The 25,313-nt window shown below is 69.9% G+C and carries 26 protein-coding genes and 1 pseudogene; 12 read left to right on the top strand and 15 right to left on the bottom strand.

The annotated features are described in order from the left end of the window. Positions 1-27: 27 nt before the first annotated feature. Positions 28-870: an alpha/beta hydrolase gene (locus tag I0C86_RS42075; protein ID WP_196206898.1), complete on the top strand. Its 843-nt coding sequence runs from the start codon at positions 28-30 to the stop codon at positions 868-870. A gap of 46 nt (positions 871-916) precedes the next feature. Here the strand turns inward: I0C86_RS42075 and I0C86_RS42070 are convergent, their stop codons facing one another. Next, positions 917-1,195 carry a YciI family protein gene (locus I0C86_RS42070; RefSeq protein ID WP_196206897.1) on the bottom strand — a complete coding sequence of 93 codons (279 nt, stop codon included), beginning with the start codon at positions 1,193-1,195 and terminating at the stop codon, positions 917-919. A gap of 58 nt (positions 1,196-1,253) precedes the next feature. Between I0C86_RS42070 and I0C86_RS42065 the strand changes: the two genes are divergently transcribed. Then, positions 1,254-1,937, top strand: coding sequence for a Crp/Fnr family transcriptional regulator (locus I0C86_RS42065; protein WP_196206896.1), 684 nt, complete (start codon positions 1,254-1,256; stop codon positions 1,935-1,937). On the opposite strand, the gene I0C86_RS42060 is transcribed toward I0C86_RS42065, so the two are convergent. The 4 genes from I0C86_RS42060 to I0C86_RS42045 all read right to left on the bottom strand — a co-directional run bounded on the left by I0C86_RS42060 (position 1,930) and on the right by I0C86_RS42045 (position 5,788). Then, entirely contained in the window at positions 1,930-2,853 is a 924-nt protein-coding gene (locus tag I0C86_RS42060; RefSeq protein ID WP_230395648.1) for an NADP-dependent oxidoreductase, read from the bottom strand. The two genes, I0C86_RS42065 and I0C86_RS42060, sit on opposite strands and share 8 nt — an antisense overlap. A 143-nt stretch (positions 2,854-2,996) precedes the next feature. After that, the gene (locus I0C86_RS42055) at positions 2,997-3,719 is read right to left on the bottom strand and encodes a methyltransferase domain-containing protein (protein ID WP_196206895.1); all 723 of its coding nucleotides are present in this window, start codon (positions 3,717-3,719) and stop codon (positions 2,997-2,999) included. A gap of 55 nt (positions 3,720-3,774) precedes the next feature. Then, positions 3,775-4,086 (bottom strand): hypothetical protein, encoded by a 312-nt coding sequence (locus tag I0C86_RS42050; protein ID WP_196206894.1) that lies wholly within the window; start codon positions 4,084-4,086, stop codon positions 3,775-3,777. A gap of 64 nt (positions 4,087-4,150) precedes the next feature. After that, a complete protein-coding gene (locus tag I0C86_RS42045; RefSeq protein WP_196206893.1) occupies positions 4,151-5,788 on the bottom strand; it encodes an ABC-F family ATP-binding cassette domain-containing protein in 1,638 nt (545 codons plus the stop codon). A 64-nt stretch (positions 5,789-5,852) separates the two neighbouring features. On the opposite strand from I0C86_RS42045, the gene I0C86_RS42040 reads away from it, so the two are divergent. The 6 genes from I0C86_RS42040 (at position 5,853) to I0C86_RS42015 (ending at position 9,536) form a co-directional block, all read left to right on the top strand. Then, on the top strand, positions 5,853-6,611 hold the full coding sequence (locus tag I0C86_RS42040) for an ROK family protein (protein ID WP_196206892.1): 759 nt from the start codon (positions 5,853-5,855) through the stop codon (positions 6,609-6,611). Between the two features lie 162 nt (positions 6,612-6,773). Then, positions 6,774-7,142 carry a tetratricopeptide repeat protein gene (locus tag I0C86_RS42035; protein WP_196206891.1) on the top strand — a complete coding sequence of 123 codons (369 nt, stop codon included), beginning with the start codon at positions 6,774-6,776 and terminating at the stop codon, positions 7,140-7,142. Between the two features lie 64 nt (positions 7,143-7,206). Beyond that, complete coding sequence (locus I0C86_RS42030) at positions 7,207-7,461, top strand: Smr/MutS family protein (RefSeq protein ID WP_192765534.1); 255 nt, start codon at positions 7,207-7,209, stop codon at positions 7,459-7,461. A gap of 99 nt (positions 7,462-7,560) precedes the next feature. After that, complete coding sequence (locus tag I0C86_RS42025) at positions 7,561-8,730, top strand: helix-turn-helix domain-containing protein (RefSeq protein ID WP_196206890.1); 1,170 nt, start codon at positions 7,561-7,563, stop codon at positions 8,728-8,730. Positions 8,731-8,976: 246 nt separating this feature from the next. Further along, a complete protein-coding gene (locus tag I0C86_RS42020) occupies positions 8,977-9,114 on the top strand; it encodes a hypothetical protein (protein WP_196206889.1) in 138 nt (45 codons plus the stop codon). Next, on the top strand, positions 9,111-9,536 hold the full coding sequence (locus I0C86_RS42015; protein ID WP_196206888.1) for a hypothetical protein: 426 nt from the start codon (positions 9,111-9,113) through the stop codon (positions 9,534-9,536). Before I0C86_RS42020 ends, I0C86_RS42015 begins: the two co-directional genes overlap by 4 nt. 161 nt (positions 9,537-9,697) lie before the next feature. Here the strand turns inward: I0C86_RS42015 and I0C86_RS42010 are convergent. The 4 genes and pseudogenes from I0C86_RS42010 to I0C86_RS41995 all read right to left on the bottom strand — a co-directional run bounded on the left by I0C86_RS42010 (position 9,698) and on the right by I0C86_RS41995 (position 13,331). After that, positions 9,698-10,916: pseudogene (locus I0C86_RS42010) on the bottom strand (NADAR family protein). 243 nt (positions 10,917-11,159) lie between these two features. Continuing rightward, a complete protein-coding gene (locus I0C86_RS42005) occupies positions 11,160-12,026 on the bottom strand; it encodes an alpha/beta fold hydrolase (RefSeq protein WP_196206886.1) in 867 nt (288 codons plus the stop codon). Positions 12,027-12,082: 56 nt separating this feature from the next. Continuing rightward, on the bottom strand, positions 12,083-12,454 hold the full coding sequence (locus I0C86_RS42000; RefSeq protein ID WP_196206885.1) for a VOC family protein: 372 nt from the start codon (positions 12,452-12,454) through the stop codon (positions 12,083-12,085). A 139-nt stretch (positions 12,455-12,593) separates the two neighbouring features. Beyond that, positions 12,594-13,331: a hypothetical protein gene (locus tag I0C86_RS41995; protein WP_196206884.1), complete on the bottom strand. Its 738-nt coding sequence runs from the start codon at positions 13,329-13,331 to the stop codon at positions 12,594-12,596. 178 nt (positions 13,332-13,509) lie between these two features. On the opposite strand from I0C86_RS41995, the gene I0C86_RS41990 reads away from it, so the two are divergent. After that, positions 13,510-14,013, top strand: coding sequence for a TetR/AcrR family transcriptional regulator (locus I0C86_RS41990; protein ID WP_323374167.1), 504 nt, complete (start codon positions 13,510-13,512; stop codon positions 14,011-14,013). A 53-nt stretch (positions 14,014-14,066) separates the two neighbouring features. On the opposite strand, the gene I0C86_RS41985 is transcribed toward I0C86_RS41990, so the two are convergent. From I0C86_RS41985 to I0C86_RS41980, 3 genes are all read right to left on the bottom strand, one after another. Beyond that, positions 14,067-14,429 (bottom strand): DUF1330 domain-containing protein, encoded by a 363-nt coding sequence (locus tag I0C86_RS41985; protein WP_196206882.1) that lies wholly within the window; start codon positions 14,427-14,429, stop codon positions 14,067-14,069. Positions 14,430-14,851: 422 nt separating this feature from the next. Further along, entirely contained in the window at positions 14,852-14,980 is a 129-nt protein-coding gene (locus tag I0C86_RS44700) for a hypothetical protein (protein WP_255527960.1), read from the bottom strand. A gap of 510 nt (positions 14,981-15,490) precedes the next feature. Next, a complete protein-coding gene (locus I0C86_RS41980) occupies positions 15,491-15,874 on the bottom strand; it encodes a hypothetical protein (protein WP_196206881.1) in 384 nt (127 codons plus the stop codon). Between the two features lie 413 nt (positions 15,875-16,287). On the opposite strand from I0C86_RS41980, the gene I0C86_RS41975 reads away from it, so the two are divergent. After that, entirely contained in the window at positions 16,288-17,244 is a 957-nt protein-coding gene (locus I0C86_RS41975) for an FAD-dependent oxidoreductase (RefSeq protein ID WP_196206880.1), read from the top strand. Between the two features lie 274 nt (positions 17,245-17,518). Then, on the top strand, positions 17,519-18,316 hold the full coding sequence (locus tag I0C86_RS41970; RefSeq protein ID WP_230395647.1) for an SCO2525 family SAM-dependent methyltransferase: 798 nt from the start codon (positions 17,519-17,521) through the stop codon (positions 18,314-18,316). A gap of 44 nt (positions 18,317-18,360) precedes the next feature. On the opposite strand, the gene I0C86_RS41965 is transcribed toward I0C86_RS41970, so the two are convergent. Next, the gene (locus I0C86_RS41965; RefSeq protein WP_196206879.1) at positions 18,361-19,518 is read right to left on the bottom strand and encodes a DUF6879 family protein; all 1,158 of its coding nucleotides are present in this window, start codon (positions 19,516-19,518) and stop codon (positions 18,361-18,363) included. Between the two features lie 494 nt (positions 19,519-20,012). Here I0C86_RS41965 and I0C86_RS41960 point away from each other — a divergent pair, with 494 nt between their 5' ends. Continuing rightward, positions 20,013-22,298, top strand: coding sequence for a glycoside hydrolase family 9 protein (locus I0C86_RS41960; protein ID WP_323374166.1), 2,286 nt, complete (start codon positions 20,013-20,015; stop codon positions 22,296-22,298). 68 nt (positions 22,299-22,366) lie between these two features. Here the strand turns inward: I0C86_RS41960 and I0C86_RS41955 are convergent, their stop codons facing one another. Both I0C86_RS41955 and I0C86_RS41950 read right to left on the bottom strand, forming a co-directional pair. Next, entirely contained in the window at positions 22,367-24,589 is a 2,223-nt protein-coding gene (locus I0C86_RS41955) for a bifunctional polysaccharide deacetylase/glycosyltransferase family 2 protein (protein ID WP_196206877.1), read from the bottom strand. 3 nt (positions 24,590-24,592) lie between these two features. Continuing rightward, the gene (locus tag I0C86_RS41950; protein WP_196206876.1) at positions 24,593-25,213 is read right to left on the bottom strand and encodes a hypothetical protein; all 621 of its coding nucleotides are present in this window, start codon (positions 25,211-25,213) and stop codon (positions 24,593-24,595) included. Between the last annotated feature and the right edge of the window lie 100 nt (positions 25,214-25,313).

Raw genomic sequence — 25,313 nt, 5'->3', positions numbered from 1 at the left:
GACATCGAGACCCCGCAGGAGGACACGATGACCCTCATCCCTCCCGAACCGACCCCACCCGACACCATCGTGCTGATCCACGGGTTGTGGTTGAGCCCGCGCAGCTGGGAGCACTGGGCCGACCGGTACCGGAAGGCCGGTTTCCGGGTCCTGACCCCGGGCTGGCCCGGAATGGACGACGAGGTCGAAGAGTTGCGGCGGGACTCCGGTCCGATCGCCGAGTTGACCGCGGCCCAGATCGTGGACCACTACGAGCGGATCATCAGGGACCTCGACCGCCCGCCGATCATCATGGGCCACTCGTTCGGCGGCGCGTTCGCCCAGATGCTGCTGGACCGGGGATTGGGCGCGGCCGGGGTCGGAATCGACTCGGCCGCGGTCAAGGGCGTCCTACGGGTACCGCTGTCGAGCCTGAAGGCCAGCCTGCCGGTGCTGCGGAACCCGGCGAACCGGCACCGGGCCGTGCCCCTGAGCATGGACGAGTTCCACTACGCCTTCACCAACACCATGTCCCGGGAAGAGTCCGAGCGGGTCTACCGGCGGTACCACGTACCGGCCGCGGGCGGCGTGCTGTTCGAGGCGGCGCTGGCGAACCTGAATCCGCGGGCGGCGTTGCGGGTGGACTACGGCAACGAGCAACGGCCGCCGCTGCTGCTGATCGCCGGCGGTGCCGACCGGGTCGTACCGCCCTCGGTCAGCCGGGCGACCGCCAGCCGCTACCGGAAGTCGACCGCGGTCACCGGCTACAAGGAGTTCCCCGGTCGTCCGCACTTCATCGTGGGGCAGGCCGGTTGGGAAGAGGTGGCCGACTACGCGCTCAACTGGGCCGTCGAGGCGGCCAAGGCCCGGGCGCCACAGCCCAGCCGCTGACGATCTCGTCGCCCTGATCCAGGGTTGTCGGCCGGCCTGCCGACTGTCAGCCGGCCGGCTGACCGCCGCCGCCGACGATCGGTTGCCACTGCCGCACCCCGGCCACGGTCACTCCCGGGGTGCGGTAGTAGGGGTCGGTGGCAAGGATCTCGCGTACCGCCGGCTCGTCCGCGTCGAACAACAGCAGCGCGCCCGAGTCGTCCCGCCAGGGCCCGGCCGCCACGATTCGACCCTCGGCGTGCAGCCGGGTCAACAGCTCGCGGTGCGCCGGCCGCGCCGCCAGCCGGGCCGGGTCGTCGGTGAAGCTCAGTTCCACAACGATCATTTCCCGACCGTACGACCACCGGCCGGCCCGCCGCTGTATCAGCTGACACAATCGGCCGATGACGGCGGCGACGGATCTGGCGCGACTGGCGGCGGTGCCGGTCTTCGCCGAACTCGGCCCGGCCCGGCTGCGGCGGCTGCTCGACCGTTCGGTGGTGCGTACCGCCCCCGCCGGTGCGGTACTGGCGGTACGGGGCCAGCCGGCGGCGCACGTGATCGTGGTGGAGGCGGGGACCCTGACCGGGGTGCACGAGACGGCCGACGGGCGGCGGCTCCGGCTCGGCGAGTTCCGTGCCCCGTGCGCGGTCGACAAGAGCGCGGTGCTGGACAGCGGCGGTTACACCGCCACCTGGGTCGCCGCGACCCGGGTGCGGTACCGGCTGGTTCCCGCCGGAGAGCTGCTGCGCCTGATCGACGACGTGCCGGCGGTCCGTCGACACGTCCTGGGGCACCTGGCCGGACGGCTCCGCGAGCGGCAGCGGGACCTGGTCCGTACCTCCTTCTCCGACGCCGGTACCCGGGTGGCGGCCTGGTTGGTGACGGCCGCGGCCCGTACCGGCCGGCGGGTGCCGCTGCCGGGCGCCCAGCAGGGGTTGGCGGAGTCGATCGGGATGACCCGGGTGTCCGTCAACCGGGCGTTGCGCGCCCTGACCGACGAAGGGCTGGTCCAGGTCGAGCCGGGCATCGTGGTGGTGCTGGCGCCCGAACTGCTCGCCGCACGCGCCGCCGACGGCCTCAGCTGATCTCCACGGCGAGCTTGCCGACGGAGCCGCTCCGGTTGAAGTCGGCGAACGCCTGCGGGACCTCGTCCAGCAGGTAGGTACGGGCGATCGAGGGACGCAGCCGATCGGAGGCCGCCTCGGTGGCGAGGTGGTCGAGCACTATCCGGTCCGGCATCGCCTCGATCGCGGTGGTGCTCAGGTCCCGGTTGCCGAGCTGACCGGGATCCGCGCCGAGGGTCGACGACATCCGGCCGCCCGCGACGATCAGGTCGGCGAGCATCGCCGCGTCGCCGGCCAGGTGCAGGACGCTGTCCACCCCGTTCGGAGCCAACTCACGTACCTGGGCGGCGAGATCGGCCCGATGGTCCACGGTGTGTGCGGCACCCAGCTCGTGCATCAGGTCGGCCTGTGGCCCCGCCTCGGCCGTGGCGATCACCGTCGCGCCCCGCGCGGCGGCGAGCTGGACGGCGTAGTGGCCGACCCCACCGGCCGCGCCGGAGATCAGTACCGTCTCGCCGTGCATCGGCGCCACCGCGTCCACGCTGGCCAGCGCCGCCACTCCGGCGAGCCCCAGCACCCCGGCGGCCCGGTAGTCCAGCCCGGCGGGCAGCGGCGCGAGCCCGATCTCCTCCGGTACGACCACGTACTCGCCGAACGAGCCGTCGCCGAGACCCGGTTTGGACACCACGCCGAAAACCTTCTCGCCGGGCATGAATCCGGAGACCCCCGGACCGACCTCGGTGACGATTCCGGCGAAATCCCGGCCGAGGATCACCGGGAACTGGTGCTCCACGGCACCCTCCAGGAAACCGGCGGCGAGTTTCGCGTCGAAGCCGTTCATGGACGAGGCCTGCACCTCGATCTTCACCTCGCCGCCTCCCGGCGAGGGCTCCGGCATCTCCCGGACCTTCGGCATCGCCCCAAACGACTCAGACATCACCGCACGCATCATCGGCCTCCCCGAGCGCTTCCCTGATCCGACACAGGTCCATTCCCGCAGAGGTCGCCCGCATGCCTGATCCCGCCCGATCAGACTCAGCCGAAATCAGCCTGGCCCCGATCAGCCTCGCCCGATGAGCCTCAGTCGAAGAACCGGGCCAGGTGGGCCGGGTCCGGGCCCGGCTCGTCCGCGCCCAGCGGAGTGAGGTCGGCGAAGACCGAGGCGCCGTCGCATCCGGCGTGCAGCGGGTACCACCGGGGGGCGCCGGGATGGCGCTGGCAGATGTGTTTGAACGTCTGTACGTCCAACAGCCGTACGTGGGTCGGGTCGGCTACCGCGTTCACGTGCCCCCACCAGGGGCTCATCACGTGCAGTACCCCGCCCGGCCGAAGCACCCGGTGGCACTCGTCGACGAGGGTCAGGAAGTCGAGAAGGTGCTCGAGGATGTGCACCGTGAAGATCACGTCGATCGAGTCGTCGGCCAGTGGCAGCAGTCCGGAAAGATCCGCCTGAGCGTCGACTCCGGGCGCTATCCGCAGGTCCAGGCCCAGATTGCCGGGATACTGCTTGGCCGCACCGCAGCCCAGGTCCAGGACCACCGGCTCCCGGCCGCCGACCCGTACCCGGGACCACACGGCCAGTACGCCGTCCAGCCGCCCGACGAGCCGCCGGACCATGGCCAACTCGTCCCGGTCGCCCACCTCTCCGGTCAGATGGGCGACCCCTCGATCGAACCGGACGTCCACCGCGGTTCCACGTACCCGGTCGTCGTGTTCGACCAGGTCGGCGTATGCCATAGCGAGGAACTCGTCGACCGCCCGCAACCGATCTCCGGAAGGCGCCCTGTGCAGTTGCGCGACCATGACCCACCTCCCGGCCGGGCCTACCCGGATTCGCCCGGGGTAGTCCCCGGACGGGTCAGCCGGACGTGGCTCGTCGGCCGACCCGGTTGCGGATCCGGGGCCGGGGCGTGCTCGACGGGAGGATCCGTTTCATGTGGTAGCGGTGCAGCTCGGCGCTGCCCTGCATGTTGCCGTCCTCGGTGACCGAGACCAGTTCCCAGCCGAGGACGCCGGCCCGGTTCAGGTGGGCGAGTGCGGTGTCCCCGTACTGGGAGACGTCGAGCACGGCACCGTCCGGGCCGTACCAGGTGTAAGCGAGTTCCCAGCCGGCCTCGTCGAGCCGGGGTTGGCGCCGTCGCACCAACAGGGCGTACTCCCACTTGAGCATGCTGTAGTTCTTGCCCAGCCGGAGTGTCGGAGAAACGGGCGTCGATCGGCCGGGCCGGTCCCGGTCAGGCCTCGCTGACCCGGCCGCCGTCGACCCGGACGTGCCGGTTGGTCTCGACCGTGGCGAGCATCCGCCGATCGTGGGTGACCAGCAGGAGCGTTCCGGGGTACGACGACAGCGCCGACTCCAGTTGCTCGATCGCCGGCAGGTCGAGGTGGTTGGTCGGCTCGTCCAGCACGAGAAGGTTGACGCCTCGGGCCTGGAGCAGGGCCAGTGCCGCCCGGGTGCGTTCGCCCGGCGACAGGGTGTCGGCGGGGCGGAGCACGTGTGCCGCGCGCAGCCCGAACTTCGCCAACAGGGTCCGTACGTCGGCGGGCGGCAGATCCGGTGCGGCGGCACCGAAGGCGTCGAGCAGGGGCTGGGTTCCGACGAAGAGTTCCCGGGCCTGGTCGACCTCGCCGACCACCACTCCGGGGCCGAGCGACGCGTGTCCGGCATCCAGCGGAAGCCGGCCCAGCAGCGCGGCCAGCAGGGTCGACTTGCCCGAGCCGTTGGCGCCGGTGATCACCATCCGGTCGGCCCAGTCGACCTGGAGGTCGACCGGCCCGAGGGTGAACTCGCCGCGCCGCACCACCGCCGCACGCAGTGCCGCCACCACCGCTCCGGCCCGGGGAGCGGCGGCGATCTCCATCTGGAGCTGCCACTCCTTGCGCGGCTCCTCGACCACGTCGAGCCGGTCGATCAGCTTCTCGGTCTGCCGGGCCTTCGCCGCCTGCTTCTCGGTCGCCTCGGCCCGGAACTTCCGGCCGATCTTGTCGTTGTCGGTCGCCTTCCGGCGGGCGTTCTTGACGCCCTTCTCCATCCAGGCCCGCTGGGTCCGCGCCCGAGCCTCCAGCCCGGCCCGGGTGTCGGCGTACTCCTCGTACTCGGCACGGGCGTGCCGGCGTGCCACCTCGCGCTCCTCCAGGTAGGCGGCGTAGCCGCCGCCGTAGTGCCGGATCTGCTGCTGGGCGAGGTCCAGTTCGACCACCCGGGTCACCGTCCGGGTCAGGAACTCCCGGTCGTGGCTGACCAGGACGGTGCCGGCCCGCAATCCGGTGACGAACTCCTCCAGCCGGTCCAGCCCGGCCAGGTCGAGGTCGTTGGTCGGCTCGTCGAGCAGGAAGATGTCGTACCGGCTGAGCAGCAGGGACGCCAGGCCGGCCCGGGCCGCCTGTCCGCCGGAGAGTGCCGTCATCGGCTGGGCCAGGTCGACGGTCAGGCCCAGGTCGGCGGTGACCTGCTCGGCCCGCTCCGACAGGTCGGCACCACCCAGACCGAGCCAGCGCTCCAGCGCGTCCGCGTACCTGTCGTCGGCGCCCGCGGCTCCGCCGGCCAGCGCCTCGGTCGCCGCGTCGAGTTCGGCCTGTGCGGCGGTCACCCCGGTCCGCCGGCCGAGAAAGGCGGCCACGGTCTCGTCCGGCCGGCGTTCGGGCTCCTGCGGCAGGTGGCCGACGGTCGCCGACGGCGGGTTCAGCGCGATGCTGCCGTGTTCGACCGGCTGGAGTCCGGCGAGGGTACGCAGCAGCGTCGACTTGCCGGCCCCGTTGACCCCGACCACGCCGACGACGTCACCGGGGGCGACGACGAGTTCGAGATCGGCGAACAGGACCCGGTCACCATGACCGGCGGCGAGATCCTTGGCGAGAAGTGTGGCGCTCATGAGGGTTCGAATGCTATCCGGCTGGGCGGGCGCGACCCGCCGGTGGGAAGGCAAAATGTGGGCTGTGATGACCACGTTGGCGATCGACTGCGGTGGTGGGGGCATCAAGGCGTCCGTACTCGACGACGCCGGCACCATGCGGACCAGGCCGCTGCGGGTGCCGACCCCGTACCCGCTGCCGCCGGCACTCTTCATCAAGACGCTGCTCGGTCTCGGCGGTCAGTTGCCGGCCGCCGACCGGGTGACCGTCGGAATGCCCGGCATGCTCCGGCACGGCGTGGTGGTGGCCACGCCGCACTACGTCACCCGGTCCGGGCCACGGACGAAACCGGACCCGGCGCTGGTCGCCGAGTGGTCGGGATTCGACGCGCAGAGCGCGCTCGGCGAGGCGTTCGCGCTGCCGACCCTGGTCCTCAACGACGCCGAGGTGCACGGCGCCGGGGTGGTCGCCGGGACCGGCCTGGAACTGGTGCTGACCCTGGGGACCGGGCTGGGGTGCGCGCTCTTCGACGGCGGGCTGCTCGCCCCGCACCTGGAGCTGTCCCAGGCGCCGGTGCGGTGGGGGATGAGCTACGACACCTACATCGGCGAACACGAGCGTCGCCGACTCGGTGACGCGTTCTGGTCCCGCCGGGTCCGGGGTGTCGTGGACGGGCTGCGCCCGGTCTTCCTGTGGGACCGGCTCTACCTCGGCGGTGGCAACTCGCGACTGGTCCGGCCGGAGCAACTCGCCCGGATGGGCGACGACGTGGTGGTGGTACCGAACAGCGCCGGCATCCTCGGCGGCGTACGGGCCTGGGCACTCCGGCCCGACCGCAGGTGACGTCCGAGAACCAGGTGACGTCCGGGAACCCGGACGAGCAACCCGCAATGTCCTCGAATGGTCCTTTCGGCCGGGGGTAAGGCACCCGGTGGAACAGTCGCGGGACCGACGGTGTTGTGCCAGCGTCGAGGTAAGTAGTCGCGATACGAGGAGGTGGGTCGAGTGGATCTTCTGGCCGAGTACCGCCGGGCGACCATGTACTTCGAGACCGGCGACCCGAGCGGGGCCGCCCGGTTGCTGGAGCCCATCGTCGAGGCCGAACCCGACAACGCCTCGGTACGACAGCTGCTGGCCCGCGCGTACTTCCAGTCGGCGCAACTCGCGCGGGCGGAGGAGCAGTTGCGCGCGCTGGTGGACCGGGATCCGAGCGACCACTACGCGCACCACGTACTGGGTCGGACCCTGGAACGGGTCGGCCGGCCGACGGAGGCGCTCCGGCACCTGCGGATCGCCGCCGCGATGTACGCGGCGAACGACGACTACCGGACGGCGGTGCAGCGGGTGGAGACCCGGGTCGGCGGACGACGGTGATCGTCGCCGGACGGGCCCGCCTACGATGGTTGGCCATGGATCCTGCGCAGCCGGTGGCGGCCCGATGAAGCTCAAGCTCGACCTGCACGACATCTTCAACCGGGGACAGGACATCGACCGGGCCCTGCGGGGGATCATGGACGAGGCCATCGCGAAGAAGGCGTCCATGATCGAGATCATCCCCGGCAAGGGCTCCGGTCAGCTCAAGAAGCGGGTGCTGCGCTTCCTGGACCAGAAGGACGTCAAGCAGCTCTACCACCGGGTGGAGAAGGACTCCAAGAACTTCGGCCGACTCTTCGTACATTTTCGCTGGAAATAGCCCGGCAGGTCACTGACCTGCCGGGCTTTCCGCTACCGTCCAAACTGGCAACCCGCCGGAGTAGCGGTCGGCAGGTCGCCGCCCAGACCGCTACCTGGGATGCCCACCGTGCCCGATGTCGACCCGTACTTCGCCCAGGCGCTCCGCCGGCTCCGGCTGGACCGTGGACTGTCGCTGCGTGGACTCGCCCGCCTCGCCCACCGGGGCAAGAGCCATCTGCACGAGTTGGAAACCGGCCAGAAGCAGCCCGGCGTCGAAGTCGCCCAACACCTCGACGGGGTTCTGGGCGCGAACGGCCAGCTCGCCGCGCTGGTCACGGCAGCGGCGTCAGTCCGGGACGAGGCCGACGCGCTGGAGCTGGTTCGCCTGGTCGACGCCAGCGACGTCGGCATCCACATGCTCGATCGTGTCGAACGCGCTGTGGACGACCTGGCGAGCGGGTACGCGACCATCCCGCCGACGGAACTGCTGCCGCAGGTCCGTCGGTGGCTGGCCCGGGTCGGCCGGCTGCTGGAGGGCCGGTGCACGCTCGAACAGCACCGACGGCTGCTGGTGGCCGGTGGGTGGCTGGCCCTGCTGCGGGCCACGGTGCACATCGACCTGCGGCAGCCGTTAGCGGCGGATCGGCACCTGGCGGCAGCTTCGCAACTGGCCGACCATGCCGGACACCGCGAGATCAAGGCGTGGTGCCTGGAGACCCGCGCGTGGGATCTGCTGGCGGGCGGCGACTATCGGCAGGCGCTCGAGCTTTCCCGGCAGGCACAGGCGGTGGCACCGCAGGACAGTTCGGCGTTCATCCAGGCGACCGCGCAGGAAGGCCGGGCCTGGGCTCGGATGGGCAATCGACGCGAGACGAGACGCTCGCTGGATCGGGTCGCCCGGCTGGCGTCCCCGCTGCGGACCCCGGACCGGCCCGAGCATCACTACCGGTATGACCCGGGCAAGGCGTTGTCGTACACCGCAACGACGCTGGCCTGGGTCGGCGATGCGGCTGCGGAGGAGTACGCGCGTGAGGTGATCGCCGATCTCGACGGAGCCGGCCGTCCGAGGCGCAGCGCCTCGGCCCGGCTGGACCTTGGCTTGGCGTTGCTCGCCGCGAGCAAACCCGATGAGGCGGCTGCTGCCGCCGAGGCTGCGATCATCTCCGGCCGGGTCGTTGCGTCGAACTGGTGGCGTGCGACCGAGGTTGTCGCCGGTGTCGAGCGCACCGGCATCGGTGAGGCGAACGACCTTCGCGACGCCTACGAGACGTTCCGGCCCTATCGCTGAGTTGCGTGCAGCAGCGGACAGCGCTGGGTGCCAGCGGACAGCGTCGACCTGGCCATCACCCTGTGTTGCGGACAAGCTACCGAAAAAGGACGTGTCGACCGGCTCGAGGGCCTGGTCGGACGCTCAAGACGCGTCCCGGCCGGTGCGGGACAACCTCCGCTGGAGTCCCGGACCGGCGCCGTTCAGGTGGAGAGTGGCGCTCCGTGATCGGGGATCCGGAGCGCCACGTACCCGGAAGGAGACGACGTGCTGCTGAAGCAGGTATGGCGCGGAATCCGGAACATGGCCGTGGAGTATCGCCGGGCCTCGGCGCATCGGAGCCGGGTCGACGACTACTGGCGGGACGGCACCCGCTGGCGGCCCGGCTACGGACCACACCAGTGAGCATGGTGCCGGAGAGCGCGCCCGGCCTGGCGATCACGTGGGCGTGGCGGATCATCACCGAGCACGCCGAGGGCCGTGGGTGCGGGCAGTGCCGCGACCGGTGGTGCCCGACCGCCGAGTGGGCCCTCTGGGTGGTCGTCACCGAGCATTTCTCGCCACCCGGGGACGACGGCAGGCGGCTGGTGACCGTCGTCGCCCGACAGGTCCTGACGAACCACTGGCCGCGCGGTGTCGACGGATGCCGGCCCTGCGGGCTGCCGGACTGCACCCGGATGCAGGTCGCGGCGACGTGGCTTGAGGTCGTGAAGGACGACTATGTACCGCCGTCGGTGCGGATCCTGATGAAGTCGGCGACCCCGACGGTCGAGCAGCTACGCGAGATCACCGGGATGGGCCTGCCCCCAACCACCCCCGAGCCTTGATCAGGGCGTTATCCACAGCCACTCGAGTTATCCACAGACAGCCGCTCGCTCGTTGCGGTGCCTCTTCGAAGCGGGCAGGCTCCCTGCTGTCGGTATCTTGCAGAGGTGACCGTCTATACGGTTGCTCAGAGTTCCGGAAGTTCCCGCGAACCCAAGGGTCTTCACGCGGAACCGGAGGGCGCTGGAGCCCCATCCTCGCACGTCGGCCCGTGTTCATGGCGAAGCTGAGGAGTCGGTGCCATGAATCGCCGGAAGGGAGATCCCGGCCTTGGCGGCTGCGAGTTCGGAGCGGATTACTTCCAGCAGTCGGCCGATCCAGTTGGTGGCTCGTTGGCTACCGACGGACCAGTAGGCGGAGCCGAAGTCGACATAGACGACGCGGGCGTCGCCGCTGGCGAGCAGGGTCTGTGCCATCTGGGGGTGCTGGGTGTACTTGGCGCGCAGCAGGACGGTCATGACGGCCAGACGTGCCGCAGCCCAGTCGGTGCGGCGGGGTGCCTGCTCGGCGAGTTTGCCGGCGTCGTATCCGCGCGGTGCCGCAGCGATCTGGTCGTGCCAGTGCGGGTCGGGGGTCGAGAGCGCCCAATAGGCGTGTGCGACGCTGGGGTAGCTGTTGGCGCCGACGGTGATGACCGCCGGGTAGTCGTTCTGCAGGACTTCGACGCCGGGCGGATCCGGCCAGCCTTGTGGGTAGACCGCTTTCGGGATCGTCAGCGTGGGCTGCATCGGGTGCTCAGGGCCATCGGCCGGGACCCGCGCCTCCCATGCCTCGATCGCGACCTCCTGCTCGCGGAAGTACGCGATCGCCTCAGCCCGTTTCTGCTCGGTGACGACCGGTCCGTTCGGCCAGCCGTGCAGTGGTTCGCCCAGGTCGGTGATCAGGATCCGCAGTGGAGTGTCCTTGCGGTCCATATCGCCGAGGGCGTAGACGCGCAGGTGCTCGGGGATTTCCAGGTAGCGCTCGCGAACCGTGTGTCGGTGGTCTTCGGTGGGGTCGGCCAGGTAGGTCTGCACTGCTTGCAGGCATCGACCGGTGGAGTCGGGTCGGTCGTTGAGCCGGTCGATTTCGTCGGCGACCTCGCCGAGGAGCATCTCGGCGTTGACAGCGGAGCTGGGCTCGGTGAACCGCCACCCCGCCAGGTGGTGCGCCGATGCCCGTGCGCCGTCTTCGAGGGCGGTGGCGACTCGGCCACGGCGGAGTTGTTCGGCCAGCCCGTCGAGGTCGGTGAACCCGCCGGTGCCGCAGTCGATCGCGCCGTCGGCGTAGATGACCAGGTCGGTCAGGAAGTACGTGTCCATGTTGCGGGTAAAAATGTGCCGCCACGTGCCTTCGATCCGTTGGCCGTCCACGTCGCGGTAGGTGCGGCGATATCTGGTCACCGGCGCACCGTAGTCCAACCGTGCCGGGAAGGTTGTTCTGCCCTCGCGGGCTGCTCAGCGGACTACCGGCCGAGGGACGTACAGCTCGAATACGTCTGACCTCAAACTGAGACGCGCCCCGTCCTCGCCACGAGAGCGGGGCGCGTCCGTGACCAGTCAGGAGGGACAGGTGTTCAGCATGGTTTGCAGGGTGGTCTTCTCCGAGGACTGAAGACGCAGGCTCCAGTCGTCGAGCCGAGGCCTTCAGCCCATGCCCGACGGTCTGTCGGCTGCGTGCGTCAGGAACGTGGTCACCGCCTGGCGAAAGTCGTGCGGGTTCTCGACCCAGGGCAGGTGACCGGATCCGGTGAGGCTCAGCCGTTGGCTGTTGGTCAGCGCCCGGTGTAGCGAGTCGACGGCCCAGCGGGGCCGGATGTCCTCGGTGCCGTGGATGATCAGCACGGGCAGGTCGAGCGCTCGGCACCGCTCGGCCACCTCGGCGTTGGTGAGTTCGTGCCTGACCCCGGCGTTGATGGCCTGGTTGCAGTCGTAGTTGATGCCCAGCCAGGGCGTGGCCATGCGTTCGGCATGTTCCAGTGCGGTGCCGTGGTCGGCGAAGTCGGCCGACCATTGCAGTACCGCCTGTTCACGGTCCTCTGCGGGCGTGCGGGTGCGGGCGTTGAGGGCCTCCCACCGGTCCAGATGACGTCCGAGCCGCAGCCTCAGGTTCCGCTCGTAGTGCGGGTGCCAGCCGCGGTCGGGGTCGATGCCGGTTCCGGACACGTAGATCAGATGGCTGACCCGTTCGGGGTGTTCGATGGTGTACCGCAATGCCAGGTGCGCACCCCACGAGTGGCCCAGCAGGGCCATTCGCGGTCCGGCCAGTTGATCGCGTACCGCGTCGAGGTCGGCGACGAAGCGGGCGACGCTGTACGGCCCGAGCCGCTGCGAGCGTCCACAGCCGCGCTGATCCCATCGGATGATGCGGGCATGATCTTGGAGCAGCCGGGCGACCGGGTCGAGGTAGTCCCACAGGCCCGGACCGCCGTGACAGAGCACCAGCGGCGGCCCGGCGCCGGCCTGTTCGACCCACAGGTGGCAGTTGTCGTCGCTGCGCACGTCCAGGTCCATCAAGCGAGAGTATGGCGGTCGCGTGGGACCGCTCTTCGGAGCGCGCGACGTCGGGATCAGGTTGGTGGCGGGATCGTCCGGGTCAGGTTGAGGGCGTTGCCGTCGGGATCGAGCGTGTGCGCCACCCGCTGCCCCCAGGGCATGTCGTTCGGCGGTCCGAGCACTGTGCCGCCGGCCGTCTCGACGCGACCGAGCAGGGCGTCGACGTCGTCGACCTCGGCGGTCAGCAGGATGCGTGGCGTCGTACCCACTTCGGTGCCGGCCTCGGCGACCAGGCCGAGTTCCGCGTCCCCCACCCGCAGGCCGACGTAGAAGGCGGGCCCCTCGTCCGGCGTCCGGCTGACCTCCGTGGCGCCCAGTACGCGCTGGTAGAAGTCCTGTAGCCGGGGCAGGTCAGGGGTCGAGATGATCGGGAAGATGCTGCTCACGTACTCCTCCTAGGGAACCGGCCAGGTCACGGCGCTGCCGCATCGTCGCGGACGTCGCTGGTCCAGGTTCACCGGTAGTACGACCCGGAGCGGTCGAATTCATCGCCACCGGCCGGGAAATCTCGAAAAAGCCGCCAGCTCACGGCTCGTTCCGTCCGTCCGGCGGCGGACCGCCGTGCCGCCAGTCGTCGAACGTGTGGCGGAAACGCTCGCGGACGTGCTCCGGCAGCAGCCCGGCGAACAGGTCGCGCGGCAGCGGCGCCGGCTCGTGCCGGGCCAACTCGATGATCAGCGGCCGGACCCGCTCCGCCTGGTAGGCGGCCAGCTTGTGGTGACCGTCGAGCAGATAACGCACCTCACGGCCGGCTGGGCCGATCGCGACGGCGGCGGGCCGGATCCCCTTGGCGATCTGGCGCCGGTACGCCGCCACGGTCGCCTGGTCCGGCGGCGGCCACGGACCCGTGGGAACGATCGCGTCGCCCTGCGCCGGCCAGTACCAGGAGGCGACGCCCTGCTCGCCGGGGTCGACGACGGCGGTCTCGGTCCAGGCTGGCGCGGTCGCGGTGACGACGTACCGGCCGCGAGCCAGTAGCCGGGTGAACGGCTCCAGCGGCCCGACCCGCAGCCCGCTCACGGCGCCGCTGCGCCGGTCGACCCGAAGTCCCGGATCGGCGAGCCAGTCGCGGAGCGCGTCGAGTTCGTCCGGCCGTACGGTTCCCCAGGTCGACCGGGCGGCCAGCTGCGCGACGCTGCCACGGCAGTCGTACGCGTGCAGGCGGGCCGGCTCGCCACGCAGGTAGAGCACGCTGGCGAAGTCGTTTCCGAGCAACTCGACCACGCCGCCGCCGGAGCGTACGTCGATCGGCTGGCCGTCCACCCGGCAAGGTTAGTGCGGTGTCCGCCGCCCGAGATGCGGCGTTGCTGCTAGGGCTGCCGATCGCCAGTTTGCGCTTAGATTCGCGATGTAATCTATAGCCGGTAGGGCGAGGTCGGATGGAGGCGGACAGGTGAGTCGGGTATCTCAGGCCGAGGCGCAGGCTAATCGGGCGTCGGCGGTGGTTGCTGCCTCGCGGCTCTTCCGCGAGAGGGGCGTGCCGAACGTCAGTGTCGTTGACATCATGCGGTCGGTTGGCCTGACGCAAGGCGGCTTCTACAAGCAGTTCGCGTCCAAGGGGGCGCTCGTCGACGAGGCTGTGCGACGGGGCTTCGTCGACATGATGCGATACCTGACGGATCTGCAGGAGGGGTCCGACGACCGCTCGACGGCGTGGCTGGCCTTGCTGGACTCATATCTGTCGACGGAGCACCGCGACGACCCGGGCGGTGGATGCCCTGCCGCTGGGTTCGTCGGCGACCTCGCGAAGGATCCGGCTCACCGTGACGCGTACGCCGCCGGGGTCCGCGAGATGGCCGCCTGGATCGCTCCGGGCGACGCCGGGCTGGCCGCGTTGGCCACCCTCGTCGGCGGCATACTCCTTGCTCGGGCGACGGCGGGATCCGCGGTGTCGGACGAGGTCTTGCACGCCGTGCGGGACACCGCCTCTCGGGTCGCCGATTGAACGAAGGCCAGCGCGGCCGCGGCAGGCAACCGCGGCTGCGCTGCGCCGGTCAGTCAGTCGCCGGACCCGGCCGCGGCGACAGCGGCGCGGACCTGCTGGGCGAATCCCCGGACGGTGTAGTCCGCCGGAAGGCTGTCGATCAGCACGATGTCGGAGATCGCGTTGTTGACCCGCAGGGGCAGGATCTCTTGGTACTCGGGCGAGTTGTACCACTTCTCGGCGGCGGATCGGTCGGGGAACTCCATGAGGACGACCAAGCCCGGCCACGCTCCCTCCACGACGCTGGCCTCGCCGTTGGCGAGCCACTTGCCGCCGTAGGGCTTCACTGTTGCCTCCACCCGCTCAAGGTAGGTCAGGCCGGCATCGTTTGGGATGCCGCCGGGGATGCGCAAGTGATTGATCAGATAGGTGGCCATCTCGGACCCTTCGGGTTAGGCGGCTGCCGGATGCAGCCATTAGATTATGAGCGTAATCTTACTGCGGTCTGATGCCCAGACATGTGAGCCGGGACGCACGATGGATCTGAAGTTGGACCCCGGGCCCACAGTCACGCATAGCACCGTCGCGGTAACGCAGGCGTGGGTTTGCCGACATCCGAGACTGGCGCGAGTTGTGGATTATCGACCCGGGCGAGCGGTGCCAGCGCCGCCACGCTTGACCGTCGGTATCGCCGGTGCGCGAATCACCGGGTGGCAACGGGTGTCAGTGCGCTGAGTGCCGGACTCAGGCGATGCCGACGGTGGGCGGCCGTTGCCGACTGGCGCAGGACGCCGGCGACTGGTGGTTCGATGAGCGATTCCAGGGTCATACGACGAAGCTGCGATCACTCCAGGACGATCTACTTCTTCGATCGGTGACCAGGCCGTTGGCTCAGCCAGGCGACGGCCGTCCCGGCGATCCGGCCGTGGTCGGCCGGCCAGCCGATCACCGCGCCGTCACCGACGAACGTCCGCTCCCGGTCGACCACGGCGGAGACGGTGTCGGGGCTGATTCCGGAGACCGGAGCGTACGCCGCGACAACTCCGGCAGGTCGGTGGCCTCCGCGATGTACAGCCCGGTCGGCACCGGCGCGGCGGCTACCTGGTCGATCGGCGCGGCCATGATCGACATTTCGGCGAACTCGCCGGCGCCGAGCGAGAGCAGGCCCTCGAGGGCCCGGCGTCGCTACTTTCGGTGGCGACGAGCCCGCCGAGGCCACCGCTGGCAGTTCCGCCAGGCAAGCACGGAGATCACCAGGAAGCAGATCGCCCCCTTCTGCCGGGACGCTGATCGGTCGATCACTCTCGGGAACCAGTCAATCGCGTCGGCTCGACCGGCCGTACGTTCGCGCGCCCAGACTGAGGTCCTCCTGCGTGATCTGTGGTGCCGCGAGCATCGCCGGCGTCACGCCCGGCTCTCCGGTAACGTTCGTGATTCGTCGATCGCCTCGTGCCACAGCAGGTCTAACGAGCGCCCTGCATGATCCCCGAGACAGAACCTAGGCGGGCTGGCTGGTACGGGTCTGGGGCTGCGGAGCCTGGCCGTTGCTGGTGCCGTTGTTGGAGACCGCCGGGGCGGCGCCGACGCCCACCACGGTCAGCGCGGCCAGCAGGAGCGCGATCCACTCGTTCGAGTCGAGCCCGCCGAGGATGACCGTGGCGAGGACCTGTAGGACACTCAGGGCGACGGCGGCGGCGGTCTTGGCCCACCGGTACTGCGGGGTCAGGGGTACCAGGTAGACACTTATGGCGGTGGCGGCGGCGATGGTGATCTGTACGGCCTCGTCCGGCTCGATGCGCTGGTCGCCCGAGAGTGCACCGTAGGCGACGGTCAGCGCCGCCCCGGCGACGGCCGCGAGCGCCTTGCCGTATTTCCGGATCATGCGGGCCTCCTCGGCGGGCTTCCCGGCTGGTGCGGACGCGGAGCGTCCAACGTCGGCACGGAAATGATGGCCAACCGGGGCAACCTCGTCAGTCGGGAATTTTCCGTCACGGCGTTCGGTACCCGACAACGCCGCTCTGGCCTGGTGCCGTCGCGCGTGCACCGTCGGGAATCCGACACTGCGTTCGGCTCCGGGGTCGCCGGCCGCCGGAAGAGGCGTCGGGCCGTGCGGAGTCGACGGACTTCCGGGATGGCGGGACACAGAACAGCGGCCTGATGGTGCTGGTCAGGCGGCCGGGTGATTGGTGGATGCTCGGGTTCGGGACGAATTTCTACGCTCTCATGTGAAATAGCAGGATACTTCAAAATTATACAGCCCCTATGATCGAGGTCGATCTCCGTTAATATTGCCGAATGGGAAGCGTTGGGGAGTGGGACGCGCTGGTTGTCGGGGCCGGAGTGTCCGGTCTGACTACCGCGGTTCGCCTCGCCGAGGCCGGTTTGCGGGTCCGGATCCGGGCCGCGCGGCCTCCATTGGAGACGACGTCCGCTGCGGCCGGCGCGAGTTGGGGCCCTTATATGGTCAGCGATCCACGGGTTCTACCGTGGAGCGAGCAGACCCGGCTCGCACTGGAAAAGCTCGCCGGCGACACCGCGTCCGGAGTCCGTCTGGTACGGGGCATGGAGGCCGCGCCGGGGCCGATGGAGCCGCCGTCATGGGTGTTGGGTGTGGCCGATTACGAGCCCTGCCGCCCGGAGGAACTGCCCCGTGGCTACGCCAGCGGATGGCGGTACACCATACCGCTGGTCAACATGCCGCAGTACCTCGACTACCTGGTACTCAGATTGCGTACGCTCAATGTGCCTATTGAAATAAGTGCCGTCTCCTCTTTCAAGGAGTTGAGCGGGGCGGCCAGTATTCTGGTCAACTGCACCGGTCTGGGGTCCCGATATCTGGTTCCGGACGACGAACTGTTTCCGACTCGGGGACAGCTCGTGGTAGTCGACAATCCCGGAATTGACAACTTTTTTCAGGATCACGCCGAGCATGAGGATCTGACCTATTTTCTACCGCATGGAAGTCGGGTGGTGCTTGGTGGCGATGCGACTCCCGGATCGGAAGACCTGACACCTGATCCCGCCGCCGCAGCCGCCATAGTGGAACGGTGTGCGGCGGTGGAGCCACTGCTGCGGAATGCCAGGGTGCGACGAATTCTGGTGGGACTGCGGCCCACTCGACCACAGGTCCGGGTCGAAAGTGACTCGATCGACGGGGTCCGGATCATCCACAACTACGGACACGGTGGGTCGGGGCTGACCCTGTCCTGGGGCTGTGCGGACGAGGTGTTGACACTCAGTGGTCTGCAGTGAGCTTCTGCGGTAGCCCTGTGTGATCGCCGAGCGTCGGTGAGTCGCCCCGTCGTCCGGCCCCGGAGTAGCCCGAATGCCCCTGCGAGGCTCGGACTTTCGGAGGATGCAGATGCCCTCCCTCTGGTGAATTGTAGTGACATAGGCGATCCGCGCCTCGGCCAGGCCAGATGGGCGCAGGCACGGCCCGGACGATGTTGGACAACTCCGAGTTACCAGGCGCCGATCACGCTCGGTGCATTCAGTGACGAGGTCACAACTGCGAGGGACGGGTCAGATGAGTGCGGTGAGGTCGCGCCCCGAGCGGCCCGACGAGGCGAGGAACGCGCCTGCGGCCCGGTCCTCGATCTCGAACGAGCAGGTCGACTGGGACCACTTCGATTCGGAAGCCTACTTCGCGCACAACTACCGCGCGGTACGGGACGACGATCGCCAGATAATGGAAATTGTTCGCGATTTCTTCGCCGAACAGCAGTTGGACGCCCAGGCCCGCGCGGTCGATGTCGGAACGGGGACCAACCTCTATCCGGCCTTCGCGATGCTGCCGTTCTGCGCGCACCTGGACCTGTGGGAGCGCAGCGCCTCCAACGTCGCCTGGATTCGCCGACAGATCGCCCGTTTCGATGACAACTGGCGTGATTTCTGGGACGTGTATCGGCCGGTCGAGGCGTACGGGCTGCTTGCCGATCCCCGTGCCGCGCTCGCCGAGCGGGCCGAGGTCCATCGGGCGAGCATCTTCGAGCTGCCCAGCCGGAAGTGGGACCTGGGCACGATGTTCTTCGTCGCCTGTTCGATGTCCGCCGACATCGCCGAGTTCCGGCAGGGCGTGCAGGCGTTCGTCACCGCGCTCAAGCCTGGAGCGCCGTTCGCCGCCGCGTTCATGGCGCAGTCGCAGGGCTACCAGGTGGGCGACCGGTGGTTCCCGGCGGTCGCCATCGACGTCGACGAGGTCGTCCGGGCGATGGCTCCGGTCGCCGTCGACCCGCAGATCACCCGGATCGCGCTCGGCGACCCGCTCCGCGACGGCTACAGCGGCATGCTGGTGGTGACCGGCAGGTCCGCGCCGCCGAGCTGACCCGGACTGGCCGCCCCGCCCCTCCGCCGGGCCGTCGGCTTCGGTTACGCGGCTTCGCCGGGGCTGGGACCCGGTCTGCGGTGGCGCTGGTCGACCGATTTCGCCACCCGGACCTGGTCGACCGATTTGGCGGGCCGGAAGACGAGCTCGCCGCGTTCGTCGACGGTGACCGCCTGGACGCCCTCGGCGGACCAGAGGTCGGCGAATTCGCTGATCCGTCGGTTGACCCGCTCCGGATCGGTGACCAACGTGATGTTGACGATGATCGGATTCAGCTGGCTGTCCACGCTGGATGCCGTCGTCGTCTGGTAGCTGAGCTTGCGGTCGAAGAGGATGAAGTCGTGTAGTCGGGTGTGCAGGGTGGGTGCGACCGTGGCGTCGAGGGTGCGTACCTCGACCCCGATGCTCAGGTGCATCCGGAGGATCTGGTGCAGGTCCTCGGTGTTCAGCCCCTTGCGGTCGAGGATGAAGAGGCGCTGGACCCGTACCCCTCGGGTCCGGACGGCGTGCCGCTGGAAGTCGAGGTAACGCTGCCCGAACTCGGTCGCCCAGAGCCCGCCGTCGATGAAGCCCCGCCCGCCGGCATCCACCGTACTCAGGCTGGTCGCCTGGATCTCGCTACGGGCGACCTTCGTCAGTCCGAGCAGCCAGTCCTGGTCCTCACCCTCGTACGTGAGGTCGTTGCTGTCGCCCATCTGCTTCAGGTACTCCACCAGCCGGGTCATCTCCGCCAGCGCGAAGTCCTGGATGAGCTGGGGCGCCTCGGAGGTGATTTTGGTCCGGTTCCGAACCAGCTTCGCGATCTGCATCATCTCCTCGGCGTCGAGTTGGGACGCCTCGCGGAGCCCGAAGATCTCCTCGGCCAGATGGATTTTCGAGAAGCCCTCCCGCATCTGGCGCTCGGTGGCCTCGGCGCCCTGCCGTACCTGGTCGCCGAGTCGCCTCCTGGTCTCGTCGAAACTCTGTAGCAGGGCATCGAGTTTGCGCTCCACCTCGAAGAGGTAGTGGGCGATGAATACCACGCCCGCGACGAACAACGAGGCGCCGATGCTCCACGCCATCTCGGGCTTTTCGTCTTTCGGCAGCAGCGTGGATATTCCGAATGCCACCCAGAAGCTGACGACACCGATGAGTATCTTCGCCAGCAGTCGTCGCTGGCCGTTGGGTTGGGGCCGTCCATCGCGCGAATCTGTATGCGCCATAGGTCCTCCGCTCGGCAGGTCGGGTCGATCTGGGGGAATCTCCCGGCTGGGCCGCGCTGCCCAGGGGGCCGTCGCCGATTTGTCACCGGCGGCGTGGGGCGGGCGAGCGGAGCGGCGATGGTGGCGATCGGTTGCGACTGGTCCGGAGCGGCGAGATGGCGTGGTTGTTGCCCGTCATCAGGATGGGTTCCCCATTTGGCTGAGTGGGCAGTTGTTATGTCCTCCATTATGCTGCTCCGGGTCCGTGGACCGCTGCCAAAAGTCGGACTCACTCCACTGTGTAGCGCGTGGACCGAGTGCTGGCCTTTAGTGGGATTTATGGCGATCGCTGCCGTGCGGGCTCGTCCGGAACTGTTGACAGGCCGGAAACTCAATGTCAATCTCCCCGTATCCAGTGGGTTGGGAGCGCTTCCATGGATCCCGGTCCACGCCGTACGACACCCCACCCGGCGGTGCCGTTCACCGGTCACCGCGCGCCCACCGGAAGGACCTCCGTGCCCAGACCCCACTGGCGACGAACCGTCCCGCTCGCCGCGGTGACCGCCGCGGCGCTGGCCGCCACCGTGCTCACCGGACCGACGGCGTCCGCGTACGCCCCGACGGCCGTCGCCGACGCGCCGGAGCAGATCGTCAACGGCACCTTCGACGCCGGCCACGCCCCCTGGTGGGGCACCTCGAACCTCACCCTCGACTCCAGTACCGGGCAGCTCTGCACCGACATTCCCGGCGGCACCGTCAATCCGTGGGACGTCATCATCGGCCAGGACAACATCGCCCTGGTCGCCGGTGAGACGTACGAGTTCGGGTTCTTCGGCCAGGCCACCCCGGGCCGGGTCGGCAAGGCGCTGATCCAACTGCCGGTCGACCCGTACACGCAGTATCTGTCGGCGACTCCGGAGCTGAGCGTCTCCGGCAACAACTACCGGTACACCTTCACCTCCCCAGTCGACCTGCCGAACGCCCAGGTCGTCTTCCAGCTCGGCGGCAGTGCCGAACCGTGGCGGATCTGTCTGGACGACATCTCGCTGACCGGCGGCGCCGAGCCGGACGTGTACGTCCCGGACACCGGCCCCCGGGTCCGGGTCAACCAGGTCGGCTACCTGCCGAAGGGGCCGAAGAACGCCACCGTCGTCACCGAGGCGACCACCGCGCTGCCGTGGAAGCTGCACGACCGGACCGGCCGGGTCGTCAAGTACGGCCGCAGCGCCCCGCGCGGGGTGGACCCGTCCTCCGGGCAGAACGTGCACACCATCGAGTTCGGGCACTACACCCGGACCGGCACCGGCTACACCCTCACCGCCGACGGCGAGACCAGCCGGCCGTTCGACATCGGCTCCGGCTTCTACGAGCAGCTCCGGACCGACGCGCTGAAGTTCTACTACACCCAGCGCAGCGGCACCGCGATCTCCGACACGCTCCGACCCGGGTACGGCCGCCCGGCCGGGCACGTCGGGGTGGCGCCGAACACCGGTGACACCGCCGTACCCTGCCAGCCCGGCGTCTGCGACTACACCCTGAACGTCTCCGGCGGCTGGTACGACGCCGGAGACCACGGCAAGTACGTGGTCAACGGCGGTATCTCGGTACACCAGTTGATGAGCGAGTACGAGCGCTCGGTGCGGGCCCGGACCGGCGAGCCGTGGCGGCTCGGCGACCGGACCCTGAACCTGCCGGAGAGCGGCAACCGGGTGCCGGACATCCTCGACGAGGCCCGGTGGGAGCAGGAGTTCCTGCTCCGGATGCAGGTGCCGGCCGGCAAGCCGCTCGCCGGGATGGCCCACCACAAGATCCACGACGACTCGTGGACCGGCCTGCCGCTGATGCCGCATCTCGACGACAAGCGCCGCGAACTGCACCCGCCGTCGACCGCCGCCACCCTCAACCTGGCCGCGACGGCCGCACAGGCGGCGCGGGTCTTCAAGCCGTACGACCGGAAGTTCGCCGACCGCAACCTGGCCGCCGCCAGGGCGGCCTGGGCCGCCGCGAAGGCCAACCCGCAGCGGTACGCGGACCCGGCCGACGCCAACGGTGGTGGCGCCTACAACGACGCCGACGTCAGCGACGAGTTCTACTGGGCCGCCGCCGAGCTGTACCTGACCACCGGCGCGCGGGAGTACCGGGACTTCGTGCTGGCCTCGCCGCACCACACCGGCGACGTCTGGCGCGAGCGCGGAATGGACTGGGGCAACACCGCCGCGCTCGGCCGGCTGCAACTGGCGACGGTGCCGAACGGGCTGCGGGACCGGTCCCGGGTCCAGGCCTCGGTGGCCCAGGGCGCCGACCGCTACCTGGCCACCCTGAAGGCCCACCCGTACGGCATCCCGTACAACCCGTCGGACAACCAGTTCGACTGGGGATCCAACAACCTGATCATCAACAACGCCATCGTGCTGGCCACCGCGTTCGACCTCACCGGCAAGGACCGGTACCGCGACGGGGTGCTGGAGACGATGGACTACATCTTCGGCCGCAACGCCCTGAACCAGTCGTACGTGACGGGCTACGGCGAGGTGGCCTCGCACAACCAGCACAGCCGCTGGTACGCCCGCCAGCTCAACCCCGACCTGCCCAACCCGCCCCGGGGCACCCTCTCCGGCGGCCCGAACTCGGCCATCCAGGATCCGGTCGCACAGCAGAAGCTGCAGGGCTGTGCACCGCAGTTCTGCTACATCGACGACATCGAGTCCTGGTCAACGAACGAGTTGACCATCAACTGGAACTCCCCCCTGTCCTGGATCTCCGCCTTCATCGCCGACCAGGACAACGGCGACGCCCGCTGACGCCGCCGCAAACCGGTTAGGAAGGGGCCCTTCTTATGCAGAAAACGATAAGAAGGGCCCCTTCCTTACTACCTGTACGCGCGTGGGTTTGACGGCCAGTGGAGAGGGCCGGTGGCGGTGTTCTCGACCAGTGCGGCCGCCCCGCCGGTCCGGATCATCCGCTGCCAACGGAGTCGGCTGCCGAGCAGCGCGGTGACCACCGACTGGACCACGACCAGATACATCACCTGCCGGTAGAGGACCTGTTGCAGCGGCAGGCTCCACAGGGGGCCCAGCCGCTCCCCGTCGAGCCGGAGCGCGTACGCGGCGGTCGCCGCCTGCAGGGCGAGCAGTCCGAGCCAGGCCAGGACGAGATGACTCCACGGCAGAAAGAACAGTCCGTAGATCGCGAAGGCGTCGACCGCGGGCGCGGTCAGCGGCAACAGGACCTGGAAGATGGCCAGGTAGGGCCAGGCGCGCCGGCCCAACCGGCCGCCCGGACCACGCTCGGCCAGCGCCCGGCGATGCTTCCACATCGCCTGCATGGTTCCGTAGCACCAGCGGTAACGCTGGCGCCACAACTGGCGCAGTGACGCGGGCGCCTCCGTCCACGCGACGGCCCGACCCTCGTACGGCACGTGCCAGCCGGCGCGCAGTACGGCCATGGTCAGGTCGGTGTCCTCGGCGAGCGTGTCCGCGGGAACTCCACCCGCGTCCAGCAGCGCCTGTCGACGGAAGGCGCCGATCGCACCGGGAATGGTCGGCATGCACCGGAGCACGTCGTACGTCCGGCGGTCGAGGTTGAAGCCGATCACGTACTCCAGATGCTGCCAGCGGCCGAGCAGCCCCCGCCGGTTTGCCACCTTGGTGTTGCCGGATATCGCCCCCACGGACGGGTCGGCGAAGCGCTGGACGAGCCGGTAGACGGTGTCCGGCTGGAACACGGTGTCCCCGTCCACCAGGACCAGAAGTTCGGTACGGGCGTGCCGGATGCCGGTGTTGAGGGCGGCGGGCTTTCCGGCGTTGGCCTGACGGATCACCCGGACACCGGGCAGGCGCATCCGCGCCACGATGTCGGCGGTGCCGTCGGTGGAGCCGTCGTCGACCACGATGACGTGCAGCGCGGGATACTCGCTGGCCAGCAGGGACAGTACGGTCGCGCCGATGTTCGCGGCCTCGTTGTAGGCCGGCACGATCACCGTCACCGGCGCGAGGATCTGCCGTCGGGGCAGGGCCGGAGAGCCGACGCGCTGGCGCCGACGATGGATCTCGGCGCAGGCCACCTGGACGGCGAGCCGGAGCAGACCGAGGAGCAGGGCCGCGCCGAGTAGCCAGGTCATCGCGCTGGCGAGCCAGGCGGCACCGGTCTGGGCGTACCGCAGCGCGTGGCCGCGCAGCCGGTCCGAGCGGGAGGCGGCCAGTTCCGAGCGCGGCATGCCGAGCCCCTCGGAGACGGTGGCGAACCGGTAGCCCCGGCCGGTCAGTGCGGACAGCAGACGATCGAGGGCGGCGACGGTCTGTGACCGGTCCCCGCCTCCGTCGTGCATCAGGACCACGGCCCCGCTGCCGCGGTCCGGGCTCGCCGGACCGTCGGAAGCGGTGGCGGGCGTCCCGGGGCCGGTCGGGATCACCGGGATCCCGGCCGCCGCGGCCACGATGGCGTCGACACCGGGGCGGCGCCAGTCGACGGTGTCCCGGTCGGCGAGTACGGCGACGTGGCCGGTCCGGGCCGCTCCCCGCAGTGCGGTCGCGTCGTCGGCGGTCAGGCTGCTCGGGCCGGACGAGAACGGCGGCCGGAAGAGCGTGGCGTACCGGCCGGTGGCTCCGGCGATGGCGGTACGGGTGAGACCGAGTTCGAGGTCGCGCCGCCAGCCCGGCAACGTGGCGACGTCGGCGTGGGTGAAGGTGTGCGAGCCGAGTTCGTGTCCCTCGGCGAGGATCCGCCGGACCAGCTCCGGATGCTCGTTGACCCGCGCGCCGACGACGAAGAACGTGGCGTGCGCGTGGTGCCGACGTAGTACGTCGAGGATCTCGGGCGTCCATCGCGGGTCCGGGCCGTCGTCGAAGGTCAGGGCGATCGTCCCGGCCGGCATCGAACGGCTGACCGGTGCCGGACCGTCGAGGCGGAGGACGGGCCCGCTCCGGGTCAGGTCGTCCGTCGCCGGGGTCGGGTCCGGCCCGGTCCGTCCGGAGCCGCCGCCCTCGACCGCGACGTAGCCGTTGAACGACAGGGCGGAGATCATCACGACCAGGCCGAGGAGCAGCAGGAACCAGTGGGCGCGAGGGTCCTTCCGCGCGACGTGTAGGGCCATTGCTCACCCCGGGTCGCCGGATGACCGGCTGGGCCTGCCCGGCTTGTCCGGGTCCGTGGTTGGCTTTGTCGCTTTCGGGTTCCGGTGCAGGTCACCCTGGCCGGGGCGGTCGGTGGCCGTCGGGACCGGGGACGGCGGTGGTACCGGCCGGGACGTCGCGCCGGGCGGCCTCGCCGGGTCCTCCGCCGGTGGACCGGTGCGGCCGGAGCCGTCGGGTGGTGTGGCGCTCGGCGAGCCGTCCACGCCCAGCCTGCCCACTGCCGGGTCCTCCGGGGCGTGCTCACCCCGGGCGTCCGGCCAGCCCGGCACCGTGACCGGTCCACCGGCCAGCAGTCCGAGAACCAGCATGCCGAGGCTGACCAGCAGACCGGCCCCGACCCCGAGACCGGCGAGGACGGCGAGGCGCCGTCGCCGGCCGGTCCGGTCGACGAAGACCGGCTTGACCCGTCCGGGTGGGCGTCCGGACGCCGGAACGGGCGCGGCGCCCTGCGGCAGCACGGCGACCGGTGCCGGTGCCGAGAAGCCGGCGACCGGTGCCGGTGCCGAGAAGCCGGCGAGCGGATTCGGGTCGGACGGCGGGCGGACGCTGCCACCGGCCGGACGACTGGAGGGCTGTGTTCTCATCTCATTCACTACAGCGCCGAAACCACCTCCGGTGTCACATCGGCCGCGACCCGGGCCGCCGACCCGGTGTGGCGCGGTCTGGCGGGTCGGCGGCCCGGGT

Source organism: Plantactinospora alkalitolerans (assembly GCF_015690345.1).
Taxonomy (GTDB): domain Bacteria; phylum Actinomycetota; class Actinomycetes; order Mycobacteriales; family Micromonosporaceae; genus Plantactinospora; species Plantactinospora alkalitolerans.
Note: the sequence above shows the minus strand (reverse complement) of the source record. Positions and strands in the feature narration are given on the sequence as shown.

Coding starts and splice junctions, on each gene's coding strand:
- I0C86_RS42075 (WP_196206898.1), top strand. CDS start 28: ATGACCCTCATCCCTCCCGAACCGACCCCACCCGACACCATCGTGCTG.
- I0C86_RS42070 (WP_196206897.1), bottom strand. CDS start 1,195: ATGATCGTTGTGGAACTGAGCTTCACCGACGACCCGGCCCGGCTGGCG.
- I0C86_RS42065 (WP_196206896.1), top strand. CDS start 1,254: ATGACGGCGGCGACGGATCTGGCGCGACTGGCGGCGGTGCCGGTCTTC.
- I0C86_RS42060 (WP_230395648.1), bottom strand. CDS start 2,853: ATGTCTGAGTCGTTTGGGGCGATGCCGAAGGTCCGGGAGATGCCGGAG.
- I0C86_RS42055 (WP_196206895.1), bottom strand. CDS start 3,719: ATGGTCGCGCAACTGCACAGGGCGCCTTCCGGAGATCGGTTGCGGGCG.
- I0C86_RS42050 (WP_196206894.1), bottom strand. CDS start 4,086: ATGCTCAAGTGGGAGTACGCCCTGTTGGTGCGACGGCGCCAACCCCGG.
- I0C86_RS42045 (WP_196206893.1), bottom strand. CDS start 5,788: ATGAGCGCCACACTTCTCGCCAAGGATCTCGCCGCCGGTCATGGTGAC.
- I0C86_RS42030 (WP_192765534.1), top strand. CDS start 7,207: ATGAAGCTCAAGCTCGACCTGCACGACATCTTCAACCGGGGACAGGAC.
- I0C86_RS42025 (WP_196206890.1), top strand. CDS start 7,561: ATGCCCACCGTGCCCGATGTCGACCCGTACTTCGCCCAGGCGCTCCGC.
- I0C86_RS42005 (WP_196206886.1), bottom strand. CDS start 12,026: ATGGACCTGGACGTGCGCAGCGACGACAACTGCCACCTGTGGGTCGAA.
- I0C86_RS41985 (WP_196206882.1), bottom strand. CDS start 14,429: ATGGCCACCTATCTGATCAATCACTTGCGCATCCCCGGCGGCATCCCA.
- I0C86_RS41980 (WP_196206881.1), bottom strand. CDS start 15,874: ATGATCCGGAAATACGGCAAGGCGCTCGCGGCCGTCGCCGGGGCGGCG.
- I0C86_RS41975 (WP_196206880.1), top strand. CDS start 16,288: ATGGGAAGCGTTGGGGAGTGGGACGCGCTGGTTGTCGGGGCCGGAGTG.
- I0C86_RS41970 (WP_230395647.1), top strand. CDS start 17,519: ATGAGTGCGGTGAGGTCGCGCCCCGAGCGGCCCGACGAGGCGAGGAAC.
- I0C86_RS41965 (WP_196206879.1), bottom strand. CDS start 19,518: ATGGCGCATACAGATTCGCGCGATGGACGGCCCCAACCCAACGGCCAG.
- I0C86_RS41955 (WP_196206877.1), bottom strand. CDS start 24,589: ATGGCCCTACACGTCGCGCGGAAGGACCCTCGCGCCCACTGGTTCCTG.
- I0C86_RS41950 (WP_196206876.1), bottom strand. CDS start 25,213: ATGAGAACACAGCCCTCCAGTCGTCCGGCCGGTGGCAGCGTCCGCCCG.